We start from the raw sequence: 22,081 nt of genomic DNA on the forward strand, positions 1-22,081 counted from the left end.
CGCCGAAGAGCGTCGATCCGGATCACTGCGCCTCGATCAGGTCCAGCAACCGGGTCGCCTCCTGACCGACACCCGTGTCGGCACCGAGATCACGAGCGTGCTCGAGCGAGCTGCGCGCCTCCGCCGCATCGCCGGCTTGCAGGCTTACGAAGCCGAGGGTCAGCCAGATGCGCTGGTGCGCCGCATCTTTGGCCGCACCGGCTCGCAATTGCGTCAGAGCGCCGTCGGTATCGCCCATGTAATGCAGCGCCAATCCGAGATCGTTGTGGGCCTCGACATCGTCCGGCCTGAGCTCGAGAAGACGGCGATAGACGGGCACGGCCTCGCTGTAACGGCGCTCCACGAAGAGCGCGTCGGCCTGTTGCGCCAGGAGATCGGGGTTGGTCTCGGTGATGGTCTGAGGGATCGCGGTCGGCGCCGGGCGCGGAGCGGTCTGAGGCGGCATCCCGTGGGGAGTGGCCGGCGCGGCGGCGACGGCAGGGCGCGCGGCGTGGCGGATGTAGTAATCGCGCGTGACGGCAAAGACCGTGAAACCGTAGAAGAACAAGAACACGGCAAAGAGCAGCCACTGCAGCGGCGAGAGTCTGGGCATGGGATTCGAGGCGCGGTGAGGAGGAAGAGGTCGCGCGATCCTAGGAAGACGTGCGATGCCTGTCAAACCGGGCCAATCGGCGCACGCCGAAACGGCGAGGTCACTGCGGGCAGATCGCCGAGCACGCAGACGGTCATCCTCGCGCGCAGAGGCGGCCTTGCGTATGCTTGAGGCGGAAAGTATCGGTCCGCGCAGTGGGTCCCGTGGCCGAGTCGCGGACAAAAAAAGGTCGCGACGGCAGGGTGTGTAGCTGCCGTGGCGACCTAACTACTGGCTTGCTGCTCGTTTGCGGTTCCGACTCAGGACCGACGGTCGGATCCATCGGTCTGCCCGGCACCGGATATCGGTGAACGACGAGGCGCGTCGGCATCGTCGCGGTTGATGAGTGCGATCAGAAAGCCGGCGCAAAGGACGGCGGCGATCAGACCCGTGATCGTGAGTGCATCGAAGCTCATGCGTGGTCTCCTGTCTCCATCGGACGACTGCTCCAAGGATTCGCAGACCCGGAGATCGCATCCATCTCGAGCCTCCGAGTACGGCGCTATCATGCACGCGTGTGATCGACAGAGTATTTCTACTTGGCCCTAATGTTGTTACAAGTTGTTACGGCCCCTTGACCCAGGCCGAACGAGACACTGCCGAGATGCCCGATACACCGATCCAAATCCTGGTTGTCGACGACGATTCGGCCTTGCGCGCCCTGCTCGGGGACTATCTCGCCGGGGAGGGCTTCAGCGTGGCCGGAGCCGAGGACGGCGTGGCAATGGATGCCTGGCTGGCGGAGCACGAAACGGACCTGGTGATTCTCGACCTGATGCTCCCCGGCGAGGATGGATTGAGCCTGGCGCGCCGACTGCGCGCGCGTGCGAATACCCCGATCATCATGCTGTCGGCCCGCGGCGGCGATATCGATCGTATCGTCGGCCTGGAGGTCGGAGCCGACGACTACATGCCCAAACCCTTCAATCCGCGGGAGCTTCTGGCGCGAATCCGTGCGGTGTTGCGCCGCCGAGCCCCGAGCGCGCCACCCGAGCCCCGCGAGGACGACGGCGTCATCCGCTTCGGACCCTATCGACTCGACCTCGGCCAACGCGAGCTGCGACGCGGCGATGAGTCGGTCGTGCTCACCTCGGGGGAGCTCGAGCTGCTGCGGATCCTTGCCGAGCATCCGGACCGCGTCCTGGATCGCGATCTACTGCTCGACCTGCTCAAGGGCTACGAGCGCTCGCCGTTCGATCGCAGCATCGACGTGCAAATCGCGCGCCTGCGCGCCAAGATCGAGCCGGATACGAAGCGTCCCCGCTACATCCGCACCATCTGGGGCAAGGGCTACATGTTCACGCCCGCCGGGGACGCATGAGGCTCTTTGCCAAGCTGGTTCCGGCAAGCCTGTTCGGGCGTGCACTGCTCACCTTGGTCGTCACCTTCGGACTGTTCGGCCTCATCACCTTCTGGGTGATCGTCTCCTACGCGCTGACGCCGGTCGCGCAGCGCTCCGCCTCGGACCTGGCGAGCATCATGGTGCTGTCCGCTCGGACCCTGCGTCAGCTCCCCGCGGAGATGCGTGACGACTATCGCACCAGGCTGGCGCGGGAGTACCAGATCCGACTGGCCGAGGAACGGCCGCTCACGGACGTCAACCAGTTTTTCTTCCCTTACATCGGCCAGCTCAAACTCGCCTTGGAAGAGCGACTCGGCGGCGAGGTGGAGATCGTGACCAGTGTCGCCAACAGCGAGCGGTGGTTCTGGGTCGCCCTCGATGCGAGCGGGGAAACGGTCTGGGCGGGGTTCCCTCGCAGCCGGGTCGAGAGTCGCCCGATCGAGGGCCTGTCCGTCATCATCGGCGTTGCGGTGCTCTTGATCGTCGGCAGCGCGCTGATCCTGGCGGGGCGCGTCACCCAGCCGCTCAACCGCCTCTCCAAGGCCGCCGAGCAGGTCGCGCTGGGCTACTCGCCCGCCGTCTTGTCCGAAAGCGGCCCCAGAGAGCTCGCGAACCTCGCGCGTCAGTTCAATGCCGCCAGTCGACGCATTCGCGAGCTGATCGCCAACCGCACCCTCCTGCTCGCCGGGATCTCGCACGATCTGCGCACGCCGCTCACGCGCCTGCGTCTCGCCGTGGAGATGCTGCCGCGCGGCACCGCGCCGGCGCTCGTCGCCCGGATGGAGCGCGACATCGAGGAGATGAACGCGCTCATCACCCAGGCGATCGATTTCGGAAAGAGCCTCGAAACAGGAAATCGCGAGGAGGTCGACCTCACCGCCTTGATCGACGATTTGGTCGCCGGTCGGCCGCGGGTCATCTGGCAGCGCAGTCGGTCGTGCCGCTATCGAGTCGACGTCTTGGCCTTGCGCCGCATCCTGAGCAATCTGCTCGAAAACGCACTGCGCTACAGCCAGGATCTGGTCGAGATCCATATCGACTGCAAGACGGCAACGCCCGTGATCTTCGTGCTCGATCGCGGGCCGGGGATCCCGGAAGCCGAGCGCGAGGCCGTCTTTCGTCCCTATTACCGCCTGGAAACCTCGCGCAGCCGCCTGACCGGCGGCACGGGATTGGGTCTTGCCGTGGCTTACCAGCTCGCCTTGTCGAACCAGATGGAACTTCATTTGGGCACGCGTCGCGGCGGCGGCACCGTCGCGAGCGTTCGCTTGCCGCCGCTCGAGCTCGAGCCCGCCCTTGCGCTTCGCAACGGCAAGGCGGTTGACGCGCCGTGCGAGGGTGCCTAAATTCCGCCCTGACATCCATCAATCCGCTCGACCACCCGGAGCCCTTCGCGATGCTGCAACCTGGCGATCACGCGCCCGTCTTCACACTCCCCAACGCGGACATGGGGCGGGTGAGCCTCGATCGGCTCCTCGGGCAACGCAACCTGGTGATCTACTTTTACCCGAAGGACGACACACCGGGCTGCACGATGGAGGCGCTCGACTTCACCGACCTGCAAGCCGACTTCGACGCCGCCGAGACCGATGTCGTGGGCATCAGCCGCGACACCTGCACCAGTCACGGCGCCTTCCGCGACAAATACGGTTTGACCGTCCAACTGCTCGCCGATACCGAGGGCGAGGCGTGCGAGGCTTACGGCGTGTGGCGCGAGAAGGAGGCACACGGCGAGAAGCGCATGGGGATCGTTCGCTCGACCTTCGTCGTCGACAAGAGCGGCGTCATCCGACATGCACTCTACGACGTCAAGCCCAAGGGTCATGCCGCCCAGATTCTGGAACTGGTCCAGGCCCTCTGATACGCCACCGGGAGCGGCAGTCGAAATGCTCTCGCCGCCGACCGAAGAGACAAGCCCGATCTCATCGGTCGAGCCGGGATCCGCGTCCGGTTCGTGTTCCGGCGCGGCCTCACCCTCGCCGACGCTCGACCCCGAGTCGCGCTCGGAGACCTCGCGAAGCGTGAAGCTGCGAGCCTATATCCTGATCTTCCTCCTGATCTTCGGCCTGACCCCGCTGGTGTTGGCCGTGCTGATCAACCTCCCGCTGGTGCTGGATCGCACCGCGATGTTCTACCAGCGCGCGTATCTGCAGAACCTGCGTGCCGACTTTCGTGATCTCGACCAACATCTGGCCAGTCGACACGAGATGATCCGGCTGCTCTCGAAGCTCCCCGAGCCCGGCCTGATCCTGGGCGAGCAGGGCGATGCGGATCAGATCGATGTCGCACGCGCCCGCTACACCGCCTGGATCAATCAAATCGTCGCCGATCAACGCGACATCATCCAGATCCTCTTCGTCGGCGACGACGGTCAGGAGCGTTTCTGGCTGGCTCGCGATGCCCGCACGCAGGAATGGCGACCGACTGCTTCGCCCCCGCAGGTCCCGAATCGGAAATTCCTGACGGCCGGCAGCGATCTGCAATCCGGCGCCGTGATGGTGAGCCGAATCCGCATCGACCCTTTGGCGGGCGTCGAGGATCCGCGCCAGCTCATGACCCTGAGCCTGGTCAGCCGGATCGGCGGGGAGACGCCGGAAGACCCGCGGGGGGTGGTCGTCATGACCATCGATGTCGGCGGACTGGCCCAGTTCTATCGAGACACGCTTTGGGTGAATCACGACGGCAGCTATCTGCGTCCCGGTCAGCCGGCAAGCGGCCAGCCCGAGGCGTTCGACGCCTTCCCCGGCTTGGCCGAGATCTTTGCCGGCGGCACCCTCGCCGTCTGGAAGGGCCGTCAGGGCCGCCAGCTGCTCTGGGTGCCCATGTTTCTGACCGAAGACGGGGTGCCGCTCTGGGTGGGTCGGGCAGTGGATCCCTCGCCGATCGAGGAGTTTCGCGACGCCCTGATCGTGCGCGTCCTTTCGATTATCTTCCTTCTGGTCCTGGTGGTGATGGTGCTGGCGCGATGGATCGCGGCCCGTGCCGAGCATTTCGGCGAGGAGCTCAGGGGCGGGATCGGCAAGGTCCTCCGCGACGGTCGGCCGTTGCGCTTCAGTTGGCGCGGGCCGCGCGAGATTCGCGAGCTCGGCGAGCAGCTCACCGCGCTGGCGCAGACCCACGCCGAGCACCTGCAGGCGGCGCAAGCCCATACCCGCGAGCTGGAGCGATCCAACCGCTACAAATCCGAGTTCCTGGCCAACGTCAGCCATGAGCTGCGCACACCGCTGAACTCGATCCTCCTGCTCTCGAAGATGTTGGCCGCCGAGACCAGCGGACTCAATCCGGGGCAGCGACGCCAGGCACAGGTCATCCACGAGGCCGGGCGCGACCTGCGAACCATGATCGACAACATCCTGGACATCTCGCGGATCGAGGCCGGGCATGTCGCCGTGACGTCCGACTGGGTCGAGCTGCGTCCGATGCTGGAAGAGCTGATCGAGCTGGTCCAACCGATGGTGGTGGAGAAACCGGTCGTGCTCGATCTCGAGATCGACCCGCGTGCCGCAACGCGGGTCTACACGGATCGCGACAAGCTGCGGCAGATCCTCAAGAACTTTCTCTCCAATGCCGTGAAGTTCACCGAGCAGGGTCGCATCGCCCTGGCGGTCGAAGCGGGAGAGGATCCACAACGGCAGGTTGTGCTGAGCGTCGCCGACACCGGAATCGGGATCCCGCACGACAAACAAGAGATCATCTTCGAGGCCTTCCAGCAGGCCGACGGGTCGACGCGTCGCCGCTACGGCGGCACCGGCCTGGGGCTTTCGATCAGCCGCGAGCTTGCGCTGTTGCTCGGCGGACGGATCGAAGTCGAGAGCGCACCCGGAGCCGGCGCCTGCTTCACCCTCTTCATGCCCGTCGCCGCCGTTGCCGTCGAGCCGGAAGGGGTCTCCCCGGCCGCACCCGCGAGCGCACACGTCACGCCGCTTCCGCCCGAGGACTCGCCCGGCGCGCTCCGCCCGACCTCGGCACGGGGTGCCGGCGCAGGCGCGAGCGGCGGCTGGGTGCTGATCGTCGAGCGCGATGTCAAGACCCTCGTTCAGCTCGCCTCCGAGCTGTCTCGGCGCAACCTGCGCGTTCAAACGGCAGCCGATCTCGACGAGGCGCTCGAGACCCTGCAGGAGGAGGGCGAAGGCTGCGAGCTGGTGCTGCTGGCCGCCGGGATGTCCGACGAAATGACCTGTGCTACGATTCGGACACTGTTGAGCCGCAGTACGGGGCCTCACCCGGCCGTTGCCGTGCTCGGCGATCGATCGGCCAAGACCCGGGTTGCCGACTGCTTGGGTGCGGGTGCCGTCGAGTTTCTATCCAAACCCATCGATCCCGATCAACTCACGGCGCTGCTCGCCGAGGTGCTTCCGGACAGACGCCCCCCGGAAACATCCGCAGCGATCCGCGAACCGATCGTTTGAGCCGCCGAGTCCAGCTCGCTGCGGCTCCGGGCGCACAAGGGCAGACGACATGACCCGCTACGCCGGCTTCAAACTGCTGATCGTCGACGACCACGCTCACAATCTCTTCACGCTCCGCACCCTGATCGAGAGCGAGATGGATGTCGAGGTTCTCGAGGCAACCTCGGGGCAGGACGCCATCGACCTGACCCACCGATATCCGGACATCGACCTCATCATCCTGGACGTGCAGATGCCCGAGATGGACGGTTTCGAGACCGCGTCCATGCTCAAATTGCGCAAGCGCACGCGCGATATCCCGATCATCTTCCTGACGGCGGCCTTCAAATCCGAAGAGTTTCAGCAACGCGGATTCGCCGTCGGCGCCGTCGACTATCTGCTCAAACCGATCGACGACAACCTTCTGATCAACAAGATCAGCACCTATTTCAGGCTGATCGAAAAGGAGCGCGAGCTCAACCGCACACTGGAGCAGACGGTCGCGGAGCGCACGAGGGAGCTCGCCGAGGCACGGCAATACCTGGAGAACATCATCACCCATATGGGCGAAGCGCTCTTGGTCTTGGATCCGAGCGGCACCATCAAGCACACCAATCCGGCGGCGTGGAAGATGCTCGGTTACCGCGGGGAGGATCTACGCGGTATGTCGATCGGAGACGTCTTCGAAGAGGAAGGCGACGCCGAGGCCGGCGCCTTCATGGGGACCTGGCTGGAGGCGCTGATCCGCACAGGCGCCCTGAGCCGGATCGAGGCGCGCTTCATCGCTCGCGACGGGCGCCGGGTCCCGATCCTCTTCTCGCGAACCGCAGTCAAGGATACGGAAGGGCGGATCAGCGATATCATCTGTATCGCCAAGGATATGACCGGCTACGTGCGGGTCGAGAAGAACGGGAGCGCGAGTGCCCTGCCGACAGGGGGATAAGCAACGAGACGATAAGATTGAAGCCCCTAGGGAGGAGCAAGCATGATTGAACCGATGGTCCCCGAGACCCCCGAAGACGATGAAAACACGACCCTGACCGCCAACGCCCTGAAGGCGATGGCCCATCCCCTGCGATGGAAGATCCTCTGCTCGCTCGGCGACAAGGAGCTCTCCGTCGGCGAGATCGTCGATCGCACCGGGACCTCGCAAAGCAACATCTCCCAGCACCTGGAACAACTGCGCAACAAGAATATCGTCGTCGCCCGCAAAGAGGCCAACCGGATCTATTATCGGATCCGCAACGATCAGCTGCTCGACCTCATCGGCATCATGCGCGACGTCCTGTGCCCGGCGAACCTGGACGACCGATTCCCCAAATAGGCCGCGTATCCTGCGTGGCGTCCGCGCCGAGCAACAGGTCTGCGTGGATGCCGGGCTGAATCGGGACTCGCGGCCCGGGGCCGTGTTTAAGATAATGGCCGCCCATCCCACTCAGGACGCTCCCCCCATGCTCGATCCCAACACCTGGTTCTCCGAGGTCGCCGCCGCGGACGGCGCGGCCTTCTCGCTGCGGATCTCCTCGAAGCTCCACGAGGAGCAAAGCCCCTATCAGCACATCGAGATCTACGAGACCGAGGGCTTCGGCCATCTCATGGTGATCGACGGCTGCACCATGCTCTCGAGCCGCGACAACTTTCTCTATCACGAGATGATGTCGCACCCGGCGCTCTTTACGCATCCGGATCCCAAGCGCGTCTGCATCATCGGGGGCGGTGACTGCGGTACCTTACGCGAGGTGTTGAAGCACCCCGGTGTGGAGCAGGCGGTTCAGATCGACATCGACGAGCGGGTGACGCGTCTCGCCGAGATGTTTTTTCCGGAGCTCACGGCCTCCAACGGAGATGCGCGCGCGCACCTCTTGTTCGAAGACGGGGTGCGCTGGATCCAGGAGGCGGATCCCGGCAGTCTGGACATCATCATCGTCGACAGTACTGACCCCGTCGGGCCCGCGGTCGGTCTCTTCACCAGCGACTTCTATGCAGACTGCCGCCGTGCCTTGGGCTCGGGCGGCATCCTGGTTCAGCAGAGCGAATCCCCGCTGTATCACATGCGCATCCTGACCGAGATGCACACCGCGATGCGCAGTGCCGGCTTCCGCGACACCCGCACGCTCTTTTTCCCCCAAGCGATCTATCCCTCGGGCTGGTGGAGCGCGACGATGGCGGGCACCGACCTGTCGCTCGGGGATTTTCGTGCCGAAGACGCTGCTCGGAAGGCCTTCGACACACACTATTACAACGCCGAGATCCATCGCGCCGCCTTGGCGCAACCCGAGTTCTTCCGTCGGGCCTTGGCGCTGACCGCCGACTAAACCGCGTCGCTTGGGCAGAGCGCGAGCTCCAAGCCAAAAAAATGGGGCCCAGCGGGCCCCGAAGAATTCACAACAGCGCAAAGCAGACGATCAGGAGGCTCCGCGGGCCCCGACGAACTCGGGATAGGCCTCCAGGCCGCACTCCCCTATGTCGACACCCTCGTACTCCTCTTCCTCGCTGACTCGGATGCCCATGACGAGCTTGAGGATCAGCCAGACAATGAAGGAGGTCACGAAGACCCAGCCCAGAATGGTGCCGAGGCCGATTCCCTGAGCGGCGAAGCTGGCCTCGCTGTTTGTGATGGGCACCGCCATCAGACCCCACATTCCAACCACCCCATGCACGGAGATGGCGCCGACCGGATCATCGACCCGCAGCTTGTCCATGGTCACGATGGCAAAGACGACGATCACGCCGCCGATCGCCCCGATCATGGTCGCGAGCAAGGGCGAGGGGGTGAGCGGCTCGGCCGTGATGGCGACCAGCCCGGCGAGGGCACCGTTGAGGGCCATCGTGAGATCGGCCTTGCCGAACAACAGCCGGGCCGTGATCAGACCGAAGATGGTACCGCCGGCCGCGGACATGTTGGTGTTGACGAAGACTGCCGCTACCGCATTGGCATCCTCGATATTCGAGATCACTAGCTGCGACCCGCCGTTGAAGCCGAACCAGCCAAGCCAAAGGATGAAGGTGCCGAGTGTAGCGATCGGCATATTCGCACCCGGGATGGCGTTGATCGATCCGTCTTTGCCGTATTTGCCCTTGCGTGCACCCAGCAGAAGAACGCCTGCGAGTGCGGCCGAGGCGCCGGCCAGATGCACGAGGCCGGAGCCTGCGAAGTCGAGGAAGCCGAGCTCGTCGAGGAACCCGCCGCCCCACTTCCAGTAGCCTTGCATCGGGTAAATGAAGCCGGTCATCACGACCGCAAACAGAAGGAAGGCCCAGAGCTTCATCCGCTCGGCCACGGCACCCGAAACGATCGACATGGCGGTGGCGACGAAGACGACCTGGAAGAAGAAATCGGCCATTTTCGAATAGTACGTCTCGCCGTCGCTTCCCATCACCTCTTCGACGCTGTTGTCGCCGCCGAACATGAAGCCCCAATCGATGGCGGGAATGAAGCCATTGCCGTCGGCCGGATACATGATGCCGTATCCCACCAGCATGTACATGATCGAGGCGATCGCGAAGAGCGCGATGTTCTTGGTCAAGATTTCGGCGGTGTTCTTGGCTCGGACCATCCCGGCCTCGAGCATCGCGAAGCCGGCGGCCATCCACATGACCAGCGCGCCGGAGATGAGAAAATAAAAGGTATCGAGCGCGTAGCTTAACTGAGTGATTTCTTCCACGGGAGAAACTCCAAGAGGTTCGAGCGCACAGGGACGACCGAAGCGGGTGGACCCGCCTCGGTCGTCGGCGAGGTTAGAGGATGTAACCGCGCTCGTCGTGTTGGGAGAGATCGAGGCCCTCGGTTTCCTGCTCCTCCGTTACACGTAGACCGATCGTCAGATCAACCAGCTTGAGGATGATGTAGCTCGCAACCGCCGTGTAGACCAGAGTCACCAGGACGCCTTTGGTTTGGATCCAAAGCTGGCCGCCGATGGTCGTGCCCTCGGCCAGGCCGGCACCGCCCAAAGTCGCGGCGGCGAAGACGCCGGTCAGGAGTGCCCCGACAATCCCGCCCACGGCATGCACGCCGAAGACATCAAGCGCGTCGTCGTAGCCAAGGGCCCGCTTCAGCTTGGTCGAGGCGAAGAAGCAGATGATGCCCGACGCCGCGCCGATCGCCAGTGCGCCGATCGGACCGGCCGTCCCGGATGCCGGGGTGATGGCGACCAAGCCGGCAACTGCGCCGGTCGCGATGCCCAGTACGCTGGCCTTGCCGTGACTCAGCCACTCGGAGAACATCCAGGCGAGTGCCGCGGTGGCGGTGGCGATTTGGGTCACGAGCATGGCCATGCCGGCGCTCTCGTTGGCCGCAACCGCACTGCCTGCGTTGAAGCCAAACCAACCCACCCAAAGCATCGAGGCACCGATGACGGTGTAGGTCAGATTGTGCGGCGGCATAGCGGTGGTCGGATAACCCTTGCGCTTACCCAGGACGATCGCGGCGACCAAGCCGGCAATACCGGCGTTGATGTGGACCACGGTCCCGCCGGCGAAGTCGAGAACGCCCCAATCCCACATGAGCGCACCGTCGCCGCCCCATACCATGTGCGCGATCGGCAGATACACGACAGTAAACCAGATCCCCATGAACCAGAGCAGCGCCGAGAACTTCATGCGCTCGGCGAAGGCACCGACAATCAGCGCGGGGGTGATGATGGCGAAGGTCATCTGGAAGGTCGCGAAGACCGTTTCCGGGATTGCCGCAGTCAGACTCTCTCGGGTCACTCCCGCGAGGAAAACCTTGTCGAATCCGCCGATGAAGGTATTGAGATTGATGGCGCCCTGTTCCATTCCTTGAGTCGAAAAGGCCATGCTGTAGCCGTAAATAACCCAAAGAACCGTCATGAGTGCAGTGATCGCAAAACACTGCATCAATACCGAGAGCACGTTCTTGGCACGAACCAAGCCCCCGTAAAAGAGTGCCAGGCCGGGAATGGTCATGAAGAGGACCAAGGCCGTCGCGGTCAACATCCAGGCCGTATCCCCGCTGTTGAGAACCGGCAGCTCCTCGGCGAGCGCGAGGGTAGGCGTCAGCAGCGAGAGACCCGCCATCGCAGGGATCACGAGTTGTCGCGGTTTAATTTTGAACATCATTGAGATCCTCTCGGCGACGGTTAGAGCGCGTCCGATCCGGTCTCACCGGTGCGAATGCGGATCACTTGTTGAAGCTCGAAGACGAAGATCTTCCCGTCGCCGATCTTGCCGGTCCGCGCTGCGCTGCTGATGGCCTCGATCACCTTCTCGACCATCGCGTCGTCAACCGCGATCTCCACCTTGATCTTGGGGAGGAAATCCACGACATACTCGGCACCGCGGTAAAGCTCCGTATGTCCTTTCTGGCGACCGAAGCCCTTGACCTCGATGACGGTGATACCGGACACGCCGATATCCCCGAGTGCCTCGCGGACGTCGTCCAGCTTGAACGGCTTGATGATGGCTGCAACCAGTTTCATTGCAATTGAGCTCCTGTAGAGGCCAAGGGCGACAAGCCCTTGGCCGAGGGATTGGAATCGCGAATGCGAGGCGGCCTGGTCTAGAATTCCTTCAACCAGCCGACCCAGAACTGCGGGTCGTCGTCGTAGGTATCGCGTCCGACTTGGTCGTAATTCAAGCTGAAGGTGCCGAAGTCACCTGCCTCGCGGCTGACTGTCACACCCCAATGACCGTAGTCGTTTCCGCCGTCGTTGTAATCGAAGTCATAATAGCCGCCGCGAATGCCGAGCCCGAAATCATAAGGCAGCGCAAACTCAAGGCCTGCGTAGTAGTACCAATCGCCTTCGACATAGAGCGCTTCGCCGGAAGGCACGCCGGGAGCATCGTCGGCTTGACCATAGACCGTGTACGCCAATCCGAGCGTAAGCCATTTCCAGGTCGAACTGCCCCCGATCTCCGCGTAGTCCAAATCCCGACCATCGGGGTACGCGTAATAGATGGCATTGACGTCGAAGCTGAGATCGTCGTTGATGGCCTTGCTGAAGCCCAAATAGCCGTCGAGCTCGTAGCCGGGCGAATTAGAGGTCTCGACGACATCGAACGTCTTCTCGTCGAAGTCGACGTTGTATTCGACGCCGTCGCCGAAATCGACGTTGGAGAGCCAGGTTCCCGCATAGAAACCGCTGCTGTGCTCGTAATCGAGTCCGCCCTGGATCGCGGGCCCGTCGTCGGTCTGCGTCAGTCCACGGAACAGGTAGTTGCTGACCACACCGACATTGGCGCTGAAATTGTGCGTCTCGTCGGCCGCGGCGATCTGGAAGGTGCCGGCGCTCATGGTCAGTGCCCCAAGCGCCAGGACGGTTCCGATGCGTCGTGTTGTCATTGCTGTGTGCCTCTCGATGATGCGGGCTTGCTTGTTGAGGTTGAAAAACACCGGCTGGTGCCCGAGTGACCTTGCCGGTTGTGACGGTGTAATGTCGTGAAAGCAGATAGCGTGCCATGCCCGGTGCACCCACTAAAAAGAGGTATTTCGGCATCATGTGACAAACTCGCAACAGCGATTCGCACCAGCGAGGTGCGCAAGCGCGCAGCCCGGAGAGCGGCCGCACCAAAAACGCGCGCCGATACAGCCCTTGACTGAAAGCCGGCGCACTTGCCCGGCGGCCCGTCCTATAATGGCAGCCGCATTCGGAGCGATGGAATCATCGCCGGATCGGCCTTCGCATCGCCGCATCCACGCCGGACCCACCGGTCAAGCACAGACCGCAGCACAGAGGAAACCCCATGTTGGATCCTAAACAGCTCGACGATCTCGCCCAGCGCCTCGCATCGGCGATGCCCAAAGGCATCCAGATGTTGCAGGAAGACATCGGCCGCAATCTCCGAGCCTCGCTCGAATCCGGCCTGGACAAGCTCGACCTGGTCACCCGCGAGGAGTTCGACGTCCAGTCCGCCGTCCTGGCCCGCAGCCGCGAGAAGCTGGCGGTGCTCGAGGCGCGTATTGCCGAGCTGGAGCGCGCGCTCGCACCCGGGCGACCAGGAGCGGATTGAGGCACCGATCCCGAGCAGGGCCATGGCCCTCTGTATCCTGCACAGCCGCGCGCGGGTCGGTATTCATGCCCCTGCCGTCACCGTCGAGGTCCATCTATCCGGAGGGCTGCCCTATCTTTCGATGGTCGGACTGCCCGAGATGGCGGTCAAAGAGAGCAAGGACCGCGTGCGCGGCGCATTGCTGAACGGCCGGTTCCAGTTTCCGATCGGTCGGGTCACCATCAACCTTGCACCGGCGGATCTCCCCAAAGAGGGTGGACGCTTCGATCTTCCCATTGCGCTCGGCATCCTCGGCGCCTCCGGGCAGATTGCCACCGAGCAGCTCGGCCGCTACGAATGGATCGGCGAGCTGGCGCTCTCGGGCGGGTTGCGGCCGGTCAACGGCGTCCTGCCCGTCGCAGTGGCGGCGCGCGAGGCGGGCCGTGAGCTGATCCTGCCGGCCGAGAATGCCGCCGAGGCGTCGCTGGTCTCAGGGCTCGAGATCCGACCGGCGCGGCACCTGATGGAGGTCTGCGAGCATCTCAACGGGACCCGTGTGCTGCCGACATTCGTGCCGGGCGAACGGGTTTTCGTCGAGCCCGCGTATCCCGACCTCGCGGAGGTCAGGGGTCAGGAGCATGCGAAGCGGGCCTTGGAGATCGCTGCAGCGGGCGGCCACAGCCTGCTGTTGATCGGTCCGCCCGGCACCGGAAAGTCGATGTTGGCGAACCGGCTTCCCGGACTCTTGCCGCCGTTGAGCGAGGACGAGGCGCTGGAGGCAGCGGCGATCCGCTCGGTGAGCGACCGCGACCTGTTCGACCCGGCGCGCTGGCGCGAACGTCCGTTTCGATCGCCGCACCACACCGCCTCGGGCGTTGCGCTGGTGGGCGGGGGCAGCAACCCGCGACCCGGCGAGATCTCGCTCGCGCACCAAGGGGTCTTGTTTCTCGACGAGCTGCCCGAGTTCGACCGCAAGGTCCTGGAGGTCTTGCGCGAACCCTTGGAGTCCGGTCATATCGACATCTCGCGGGCCGCGCGGCAGGCGCGTTTCCCGGCGAGATTCCAATTGGTTGCGGCGATGAACCCCTGTCCATGCGGTTATCTCGGGGACAACAGCGGGCGCTGCCGTTGTACCCTTGAGCAGGTGGGACGCTATCGCGGACGCATCTCGGGACCGCTGCTCGACCGGATCGACATGCACGTCGAGGTCCCTCGGCTGGACCTCTCTCGGCTCGGCGAGTCCGCGTCGGAGACGCGCGAGACGACAGCGCTCGTGCGACAGCGGGTGGATCACGCACGCGCCCGCCAGATTGCGCGAGCGGGAAAGGCCAATCATGTCCTCGGACCCGCCGAGATCGAGCGCGACTGCGCCCTGGAGCCCGACGGGCAACGCATGATCCAACAGGCGATCACCCGCCTGGCCCTATCGGCGCGGGCCTACCACCGTATCCTGAAGGTGGCCCGAACGATTGCGGATCTCGACGGCCTCGCGCGGATCGAGCAACGACATCTCGGCGAAGCGATCGGCTACCGTCGGCTCGACCGCGGCAATCCGGCACCCACCTGAACCGCGTCCAGAGCGACATGCATCGGTCTCATGATGAATTCGGCCTTGGGGGCTTCACCACCCTTGGTGGAGACGCGGTTTGATATTCTTATTTTTCGAAACCTTAAACCGCACCAGCTCCAACAATCCTCAAGTCTGTCGGGGCCGGTCCCATCCACAAACATCACGTACCGCGCTAGGCGCGGTTTAGACTCGACACCATGCTCCAGCTCCAATCACTCAGCCTGCGACGCGGCCCACACCTCTTGATCGAGGGTGCCGACGTCACCGTTTATCCGGGCCAAAAGGTCGGGTTGGTCGGCTACAACGGCTGCGGCAAATCGAGCCTCTTCGCGCTGTTGCTCGGAGATCTCCATGCCGACGCCGGCCAGGCCACGATCCCGGCCGGCTGGGAGGTCGCCCATGTGGCCCAGCACACCCCGGACAGCGAGGGCGCGGCCATCGACTTCGTGCTGGACGGCGACGCGGAGCTGCGGCGCATCCAGGCCGAGCTGGCTCGGGCCGAGGCGGTCGGCGACGGCCTGCAACAGGGCGAGCTGCTGGGACGACTGGAGGCGATCGACGCCTACGGGGCGGAAAGCCGTGCCGCACGACTTCTGCACGGGCTCGGCTTCGCACCCGGCGACGAGCGCCGCCCGGTCAACAGTTACTCGGGCGGTTGGCGGATGCGTCTCGCCTTGGCGCGCACCCTCATGTGCCGCTCCGACCTCTTGCTGCTCGACGAGCCGACCAATCACCTGGACCTCGACGCCGTCATCTGGCTCGAAGGCTGGTTGAAGGCGTATCCAGGCACGATGCTCTTGATCTCGCACGATCGCGACTTTCTCGATGCCGTGACCGGGCACATCCTGCATCTCGAGCGTCAGCGGTTGACGCTCTATGCGGGCAACTACTCGGCCTTCGAGCGCCAGCGCGCCGAGCGGCTCGCCCAGCAACAGGCCGCGAGCGAGCGTCAGCAGCGCGAGATCGCGCACATGCGCAGCTTCGTCGAGCGCTTCCGCGCCCAAGCCACCAAGGCGCGCCAAGCACAAAGCCGCTTGAAGGCGCTCGAGCGCATGGAGTTGATCGCACCGGCCCACGTGGACTCACCCTTCCGATTCGAGTTCGCCCCGGCCGAAAACCTGCCGCGGCCTTTGCTGCGCCTGGACGAGATCGTGGCCGGCTACGGCGACAGGGCCGTGATCGAGGGCGTTGGGCTCAGCCTAAACCCCGGAGATCGCATCGGACTGTTGGGGCGCAATGGGGCCGGCAAATCCACATTCATCAAGGTCCTGGCGGGCGAGCTGACCCCGTCGAGCGGGCGTCTCGAACGTGCCCAGGCCCTGAAGATCGGTTATTTCGCGCAACACCAGATCCACCAACTGCATCTGGACGACAGCCCGCTCGGCCATCTACGACGTCAGGATCCGGGCGCGACCGAGCAGGCCCTGCGCAGCTATCTGGGCGGATTCGGCTTCGAAGGCGATCGCGCACTCGGCCCGGTCGGGCCGCTCTCGGGCGGCGAGAAGGCGCGGCTGGTGCTCGCGCTGCTCATCCGCCAGCGGCCCAATCTGCTGCTGCTCGACGAGCCGACGAACCATCTGGACCTCGAGATGCGGCATGCCTTGACCGAGGCGCTCCAGGGTTTCGATGGGGCCTTGGTACTGGTCTCCCATGACCGTCATCTACTGCGGGTCACTGCCGACACGCTGCTTCTGGTCGACGCCGGTGCGGTGCGACCGTTCGACGGAGATCTGGACGACTACCCGGCCTGGCTGGCCAACAACGACCCGAGTCGCGGCTCCGCGGCGACGCGCCCGACCGGGGCGCAGTCGGTCGCCGCAACCGACGGCAGCGACCGTAAGCAACAGCGTCGTCAGGCGGCGCAATCGCGTCAGACACTGCAGCCGTTGCGACAACGGGAGAGAACACTGGAGAAACGCATGGAAGCGCTTGCAACCCGCCGCGCAGCACTCGAGCAAACACTCGCCGATCCAGACCTCTACGCCCCGGAGGCGAAAGTCAGATTGCTCGCGCTGCTCGAAGAGCAACGCCAGGTCTGCGCCGACCTGGAAGCCACGGAGGAGGCATGGCTCGAGGTCAACGAGGCGATAGACCAGGCTCGATAGTTGCTTAATTGACCCGACGAGACCGTCAAGGAGACCTTCACTCAGCGACCGATCCCGCTCGACCGAGCTGTCATGCCTCTCGCACCCGACGCGATTCGGCACCTCGGCCCGAGCTCAACCCCAACCGATCAAGGATCCAGCGGCGCCATGTCACCGTTCAAAAATCTCATCAGTGCCAGACCGAACGAGCAATTTTTCGACCTTCCCCCGCTGCCGATGACCCCGGAGGGCATCGCACGCGATTTCCAGCACTACTACGCCTATACCTTCGGGCGGGATCGCGACTGCCAGTCCGCTTATTATCCGTACAAGGCGCTCGCCATCGCCCTGCGCGACCGTCTCATGGAGCGCTGGAAAGGCACCCGACACGCCTATGAAGAGGCCGGTTGCAAGCGCACCTATTACCTGTCGCTCGAGTTCCTGATGGGACGCACCCTCTCCAATGCGATGCTCAATCTCGGCGTCGGCGATGCGGCCGCCAAGGGGCTGTACGACCTGGGTATTGCGCTCGAGGAGATCGCCGGCAACGAGCCCGACGCCGGATTGGGCAACGGCGGCCTCGGCCGGCTCGCGGCCTGCTTTCTCGACTCCTGCGCCACCCTGCAGCTTCCCGTCAGGGGCTACGGACTGCACTACGAGTACGGGATGTTTCGCCAGCTGATCGAGAACGGCAACCAGATCGAGGAGCCCGACCACTGGGTCCGCGACGGCAACCCCTGGGAGTTGGAGCGCCCCGAGTTCACCCAACGCATCCAGTTCGGCGGCCACACCGAGACCCACAAGGAAAACGACGGGCGCCACGTCGTGCGCTGGGTCAACACCAACGACGTGCTCGCCGTGCCCTACGACATCCCGATCCCGGGTTATCGCAACGGCACCATCAATACCCTGCGCCTGTGGAAGGCCGCCGCGACCGACGAGTTCGATCTCGGCGAGTTCAACTCGGGCAGTTATCCCGAGTCGGTTGCGCAAAAGAACGCTGCCGAGCACATCACCATGGTGCTCTACCCCAACGATGCCAGCGAGAACGGCAAGGAACTGCGCCTGCGCCAGCAGTTCTTCCTGGCCAGCGCCAGCATCAAGGACGTGCTGCGCGATTGGATCCGTCTGCACGGGCCCGACTTCAGCACATTTGCCGAGAAGAACTGCTTCCAGCTCAACGACACGCACCCCGCCGTCTCGGTCGCGGAGCTGATGCGTCAACTCATGGACGACCACGGTCTCGAATGGACGCAGGCCTGGGCCATCACCCGCAAGACCATGGCCTACACCAACCACACCTTGCTCCCCGAGGCGCTCGAACGCTGGCCCGTGCGGCTCTTCGAGCGCCTGCTGCCGCGTATTCTGCAGATCATCTACGAGATCAATGCCCGTTTTCTCGCCGAAGTAGCGACCCGCTGGCCGGGCGACAACGACCGCCAAAGACGCATGTCGCTGATCGAGGAAGGGTACGAGTCACAGGTCAGGATGGCCTATCTGGCGATTGTCGGCAGCTTCTCGGTCAACGGGGTCGCCGGGCTCCATTCACAGCTGCTGGTCGAAGGACTCTTCCGCGACTTCTACGAGCTCTGGCCCGAAAAATTCAACAACAAGACCAACGGCGTGACCCCTCGTCGCTGGCTGGCCATGTGCAATCCCGGGCTGCGCGAGCTCCTCGACGAGACCATCGGCACCGAATGGGTGCGTGATCTCGGCCAGCTCGAGCGTCTCGCGCCGTATGCCGAGAATGCGGATTTCCGCGAGCGCTGGCATCGAATCAAGCAGGACAACAAGCGCAGTCTCGCCGTCACGGTCGAGCAGCTCTGCCGAGTCTCGTTCCCGGTCGATGCGCTCTTCGATGTGCAGGTGAAACGCATCCACGAGTACAAGCGACAACTGCTCAACGTCCTGCACGTGATACATCTCTACAACCGCATCAAGCGCGGCGACACGCGGGACTGGACGCCGCGCTGCGTCCTGATTGGCGGCAAGGCAGCGCCCGGCTACCAGATGGCCAAGCAGATCATCAAGCTGGTCAACAACGTCGCCCGCGTGGTCAACGGCGATCCGGAAACCGAGGGCCTGCTGCGGGTCGCCTTCATCCCGGACTACTGCGTCTCGCTGATGGAAATCATCGCGCCCGGCACGGACCTCTCCGAGCAGATCTCGACCGCCGGCAAGGAGGCCTCCGGCACGGGCAACATGAAGTTCATGATGAACGGCGCCATCACCATCGGCACACTCGACGGGGCCAACATCGAGATCCGCGAGCAGGTCGGGGACGACCACTTCTTCCTCTTCGGCCTGACCGCCGCCGGGGTCGAGGCACGCCGCTCTCACTATGATCCCAACGCCATCATCGCCGGCGACTCTGCACTTCTCGAGGTCATGAGTCTGCTCGAGTCGGGACACTTCAACCAATTCGAGCGGGGCATCTTCGATCAGATCATCCTCTCGATCCGCAACGCCCATGACCCCTGGATGACCGCGGCGGACTTCCGCAGCTATATCGACGCCCAGGAGCAGGTCGCGGCGGCCTATCGTGACCGTGAACGCTGGCTGCGCATGAGCATCCTCAACACCGCCCACAGCGGTCATTTCTCCTCGGACCGCACCATCGCGGAGTACAACCGCGACATCTGGAAACTGACGTCGGTCACGCCCGAGTCCTTGGACGGCTGACGGAACCTGTCTCGGACGTGCTCCCACAAGCACGCCCGAGACAGGACCCGCAGATCGATCCCACCCGCGGTAAGCCGTTCGCAATCCTGAGCTGCGCGCCTATGGTATAAGGCGCTTTGACCAAATCCTCGGCGAGACCGACCAGCCGCCATGCGTATCCTGATTGCCGACGACGCAAGCGACGCGAGGGAGATCCTCGGGCGCCTGCTCAAGCGCTGGGGGCATGAGGTCGTGACGGCCAGCAACGGACGCGAGGCATGGGAGATCCTCGAGCGCGAGACGATCCGTCTGGTCATCAGCGACTGGATGATGCCCGAGGTCGACGGATTGGAGCTCTGCATACGGATACGCGCCGGGCAGTGGGACCATTACATCTACTTCATCCTCTTGACCGCCCGGGACGACAAGGACGACCTGATCGAGGGCATGACCGCGGGTGCCGATGATTTTCTGACCAAGTCGTTTAATTTCGAGGAGCTGCGCGTCCGTCTGCGTGCAGCCGAACGCATCTTGAGCCTCGAAAGCCAACTCGCCTCCCGCAACAGCAAGCTCGAAGAGACCAACCGCAAGCTCCATGCCGCACTCGATCGGATCGAGCAAGATCTCCGTGCCGCAGCGGCCCTGCAGGCCAGCCTCCTGCCGAAGGATCCGAACGTGTCGCCCGCCGTGGCATTGGCCTGGCTGTTCCTGCCCGCCACCGAGATCGGCGGCGACATCTTCGACTTTTTCCGTTTGAACGACCGCGATCTGGGATTTTATCACCTCGACGTCGCAGGGCATGGCGTGCCCTCGGCGATGATGTCGGTCACCCTGAGTCGAACGATGTCCGCCGAGCTCGGCGAAGGTCATCTGATCGCGCCGCCCGGAGGCGAAAGCCGCGTCAGGGCCCCGGATGCCGTCGTCGCCGACCTCAACCGGCGTTTCCAGTCCGGCGACATCGCACCCTATTTCACAATGGTGTACGGCTACATCGACACCCAATCGGGGCACGGCGAGCTCTGTCAAGCGGGCCACCCTCATCCGCTGCTGGCGCGGCGCGACGGACGCGTCGAGCAGGTCGGACACGGCGGGTTTGCCGTCGGGATGCTCGAAGGGGTCCCCTACGATTCGGTCGGCTTCACGCTGGAGTCCGGCGACCGATTGATCCTCTACTCGGACGGCATTACGGATTCTCGCAACGCCGAGGGCGAGAGCTTCGAGCTCGAGCGCCTGATCGGCCTGGCCGGCGACTGCAGCGATACGCCTCCGGCAACCTTGACGACGCGTGTAGATGAGATTCTAAGGGTCTGGCGCGGAGCGGGAGAGATCGAGGACGACATCTCGCTGTTGGTCCTCCAGCGGCGATGACCGATCGGACCGGGGCTCGGACTCGGCTCCGCTGCCACGGAGAGCAAAGTGGGACAGGGTGAACAAGGACACTGCCCAACGTCGGCGCAGAGCGCTATCCTTAGATGCGAGCGCCCTCGCCCCGCGACCGAGCACCACCGACATCGAGACGGCTCGGATCAGCGAGCGGCCGGGTGGATCGGGTCAGTGCAGGCCCTCGGATCGCCCACACGGCGCCCTAGGTGTCTCGCGCCAAGCCCACAACAGTACCGGATGGACAGCATGTCAGGCTCAGGACAAGATCGGATCGAAACCGTCATCGACACAACCGTACTCGACGACATCCGTGATCTGATGGAAGATGATTTTGCCGACTTGGTGCGGCGTTTCCTCGAGGACTCAGCCGACCTGATCGATCAATTGGATCAAGGCATTGCCCGGGGCGATGCCGATGCGGTCTACCGGGCCGCTCATACGCTCAAGTCAAGCTCCGCGGCCCTCGGCGCGCTGGCCCTCTCGGATCGCGCCAAGCATCTGGAGGCCCTCGGTCGCTCGGGGGTCCTCGACGGCGCAGCAGCAGAGGCGGCTGCGGCCCACGTCCAGTTTGCGCGCGCCAAGGAGACCCTGGAGAAATGTCTCGAGGAGGGATCCCAACCATGGACGCCGACCTGATTCGGGCGCACGACAACCTGCTCGGCAGGCGTCCTGCAAACGCACGGATCCCGAGGCGAGAATCACTGCCCGACCGCTGGAGCTTACGAGGATGAAGGCAACAGTTACCCATCGAAAGATCGGCCATGTCGACAGCGTCGCCATCGCCGGACGCTTGACCGCCGCCGAGGCACCGGCCGTTCGGCAAGAGATCCTCCAGGTTCTGGAGCGGGGTGACGCGCGCCTCGTCCTCGACCTCGCGGAGCTGACCTTCTGCGATTCGAGCGGCCTCTCGGTGTTGATCTCCGCACTCAAGGCGGCGCGCGGCAGCGGCGGCAACGTCTCTTTGGCCGGACTCACGCCATCGGTGCGGGCGCTCATCGAGCTGACCCGCCTCCAGCAAGTCTTCGAGATCTTCGACGACGCAGAGGTCGCCGCCGCGCGAATGGGCTAGATCGA

Annotated in this window: 20 protein-coding genes; 14 read left to right on the forward strand and 6 right to left on the reverse strand. The window is 64.2% G+C overall.

Features of this window, described 5'->3' with window-relative positions; genetic code table 11:
- Positions 1 to 22: 22 nt before the first annotated feature.
- Together BLV04_RS07310 and BLV04_RS24845 are read right to left on the reverse strand one after the other, a co-directional pair.
- Entirely contained in the window at positions 23 to 592 is a 570-nt protein-coding gene (locus tag BLV04_RS07310; protein WP_093029584.1) for a tetratricopeptide repeat protein, read from the reverse strand.
- 299 nt (positions 593 to 891) lie between these two features.
- The gene (locus BLV04_RS24845; protein ID WP_170164711.1) at positions 892 to 1,047 is read right to left on the reverse strand and encodes a hypothetical protein; all 156 of its coding nucleotides are present in this window, start codon (positions 1,045 to 1,047) and stop codon (positions 892 to 894) included.
- A gap of 188 nt (positions 1,048 to 1,235) precedes the next feature.
- Between BLV04_RS24845 and BLV04_RS07315 the strand changes: the two genes are divergently transcribed.
- The 7 genes from BLV04_RS07315 (at position 1,236) to speE (ending at position 8,676) form a co-directional block, all read left to right on the forward strand.
- Entirely contained in the window at positions 1,236 to 1,952 is a 717-nt protein-coding gene (locus tag BLV04_RS07315; protein ID WP_093029586.1) for a response regulator, read from the forward strand.
- Entirely contained in the window at positions 1,949 to 3,319 is a 1,371-nt protein-coding gene (locus BLV04_RS07320) for an ATP-binding protein (RefSeq protein ID WP_093029588.1), read from the forward strand. Before BLV04_RS07315 ends, BLV04_RS07320 begins: the two co-directional genes overlap by 4 nt.
- Before the next feature lie 50 nt (positions 3,320 to 3,369).
- Positions 3,370 to 3,834 (forward strand): peroxiredoxin, encoded by a 465-nt coding sequence (locus BLV04_RS07325; RefSeq protein ID WP_093029590.1) that lies wholly within the window; start codon positions 3,370 to 3,372, stop codon positions 3,832 to 3,834.
- Positions 3,835 to 3,994: 160 nt separating this feature from the next.
- Positions 3,995 to 6,382 carry an ATP-binding response regulator gene (locus BLV04_RS07330; RefSeq protein ID WP_093029877.1) on the forward strand — a complete coding sequence of 796 codons (2,388 nt, stop codon included), beginning with the start codon at positions 3,995 to 3,997 and terminating at the stop codon, positions 6,380 to 6,382.
- A 49-nt stretch (positions 6,383 to 6,431) separates the two neighbouring features.
- A complete protein-coding gene (locus BLV04_RS07335; protein ID WP_093029592.1) occupies positions 6,432 to 7,304 on the forward strand; it encodes a response regulator in 873 nt (290 codons plus the stop codon).
- Between the two features lie 42 nt (positions 7,305 to 7,346).
- Positions 7,347 to 7,685 carry an ArsR/SmtB family transcription factor gene (locus tag BLV04_RS07340; protein ID WP_093029594.1) on the forward strand — a complete coding sequence of 113 codons (339 nt, stop codon included), beginning with the start codon at positions 7,347 to 7,349 and terminating at the stop codon, positions 7,683 to 7,685.
- 127 nt (positions 7,686 to 7,812) lie between these two features.
- Positions 7,813 to 8,676: a polyamine aminopropyltransferase gene (gene speE / locus BLV04_RS07345; RefSeq protein ID WP_093029596.1), complete on the forward strand. Its 864-nt coding sequence runs from the start codon at positions 7,813 to 7,815 to the stop codon at positions 8,674 to 8,676.
- A 90-nt stretch (positions 8,677 to 8,766) separates the two neighbouring features.
- Here speE and BLV04_RS07350 read toward each other — a convergent pair whose 3' ends face one another.
- From BLV04_RS07350 to BLV04_RS07365, 4 genes are all read right to left on the reverse strand, one after another.
- Positions 8,767 to 10,026, reverse strand: coding sequence for an ammonium transporter AmtB (locus BLV04_RS07350; protein ID WP_093029598.1), 1,260 nt, complete (start codon positions 10,024 to 10,026; stop codon positions 8,767 to 8,769).
- A gap of 73 nt (positions 10,027 to 10,099) precedes the next feature.
- Positions 10,100 to 11,437, reverse strand: a complete 1,338-nt coding sequence (locus tag BLV04_RS07355; RefSeq protein ID WP_217633673.1) for an ammonium transporter — start codon at positions 11,435 to 11,437, stop codon at positions 10,100 to 10,102.
- A gap of 23 nt (positions 11,438 to 11,460) precedes the next feature.
- Positions 11,461 to 11,799: a P-II family nitrogen regulator gene (gene glnK, locus BLV04_RS07360; RefSeq protein ID WP_093029601.1), complete on the reverse strand. Its 339-nt coding sequence runs from the start codon at positions 11,797 to 11,799 to the stop codon at positions 11,461 to 11,463.
- A gap of 80 nt (positions 11,800 to 11,879) precedes the next feature.
- Entirely contained in the window at positions 11,880 to 12,662 is a 783-nt protein-coding gene (locus BLV04_RS07365; protein WP_093029881.1) for a TorF family putative porin, read from the reverse strand.
- A 401-nt stretch (positions 12,663 to 13,063) separates the two neighbouring features.
- Between BLV04_RS07365 and ubiK the strand changes: the two genes are divergently transcribed.
- From ubiK to BLV04_RS07400, 7 genes are all read left to right on the forward strand, one after another.
- Entirely contained in the window at positions 13,064 to 13,330 is a 267-nt protein-coding gene (ubiK, locus tag BLV04_RS07370) for a ubiquinone biosynthesis accessory factor UbiK (RefSeq protein ID WP_093029603.1), read from the forward strand.
- A 22-nt stretch (positions 13,331 to 13,352) separates the two neighbouring features.
- Positions 13,353 to 14,876, forward strand: a complete 1,524-nt coding sequence (locus BLV04_RS07375; RefSeq protein ID WP_093029606.1) for a YifB family Mg chelatase-like AAA ATPase — start codon at positions 13,353 to 13,355, stop codon at positions 14,874 to 14,876.
- Between the two features lie 200 nt (positions 14,877 to 15,076).
- On the forward strand, positions 15,077 to 16,984 hold the full coding sequence (locus BLV04_RS07380) for an ATP-binding cassette domain-containing protein (protein ID WP_093029608.1): 1,908 nt from the start codon (positions 15,077 to 15,079) through the stop codon (positions 16,982 to 16,984).
- 147 nt (positions 16,985 to 17,131) lie between these two features.
- Positions 17,132 to 19,645, forward strand: a complete 2,514-nt coding sequence (locus BLV04_RS07385) for a glycogen/starch/alpha-glucan phosphorylase (protein ID WP_093029610.1) — start codon at positions 17,132 to 17,134, stop codon at positions 19,643 to 19,645.
- Positions 19,646 to 19,795: 150 nt separating this feature from the next.
- Positions 19,796 to 20,992 carry a PP2C family protein-serine/threonine phosphatase gene (locus BLV04_RS07390; RefSeq protein WP_093029612.1) on the forward strand — a complete coding sequence of 399 codons (1,197 nt, stop codon included), beginning with the start codon at positions 19,796 to 19,798 and terminating at the stop codon, positions 20,990 to 20,992.
- A gap of 261 nt (positions 20,993 to 21,253) precedes the next feature.
- Positions 21,254 to 21,643 carry an Hpt domain-containing protein gene (locus BLV04_RS07395; protein ID WP_175534532.1) on the forward strand — a complete coding sequence of 130 codons (390 nt, stop codon included), beginning with the start codon at positions 21,254 to 21,256 and terminating at the stop codon, positions 21,641 to 21,643.
- Between the two features lie 91 nt (positions 21,644 to 21,734).
- Entirely contained in the window at positions 21,735 to 22,076 is a 342-nt protein-coding gene (locus BLV04_RS07400) for an STAS domain-containing protein (protein WP_093029616.1), read from the forward strand.
- Positions 22,077 to 22,081 lie beyond the last annotated feature (5 nt).

The sequence above is a fragment of the Thiocapsa roseopersicina genome, from assembly GCF_900106925.1.
Taxonomy (GTDB): domain Bacteria; phylum Pseudomonadota; class Gammaproteobacteria; order Chromatiales; family Chromatiaceae; genus Thiocapsa; species Thiocapsa roseopersicina.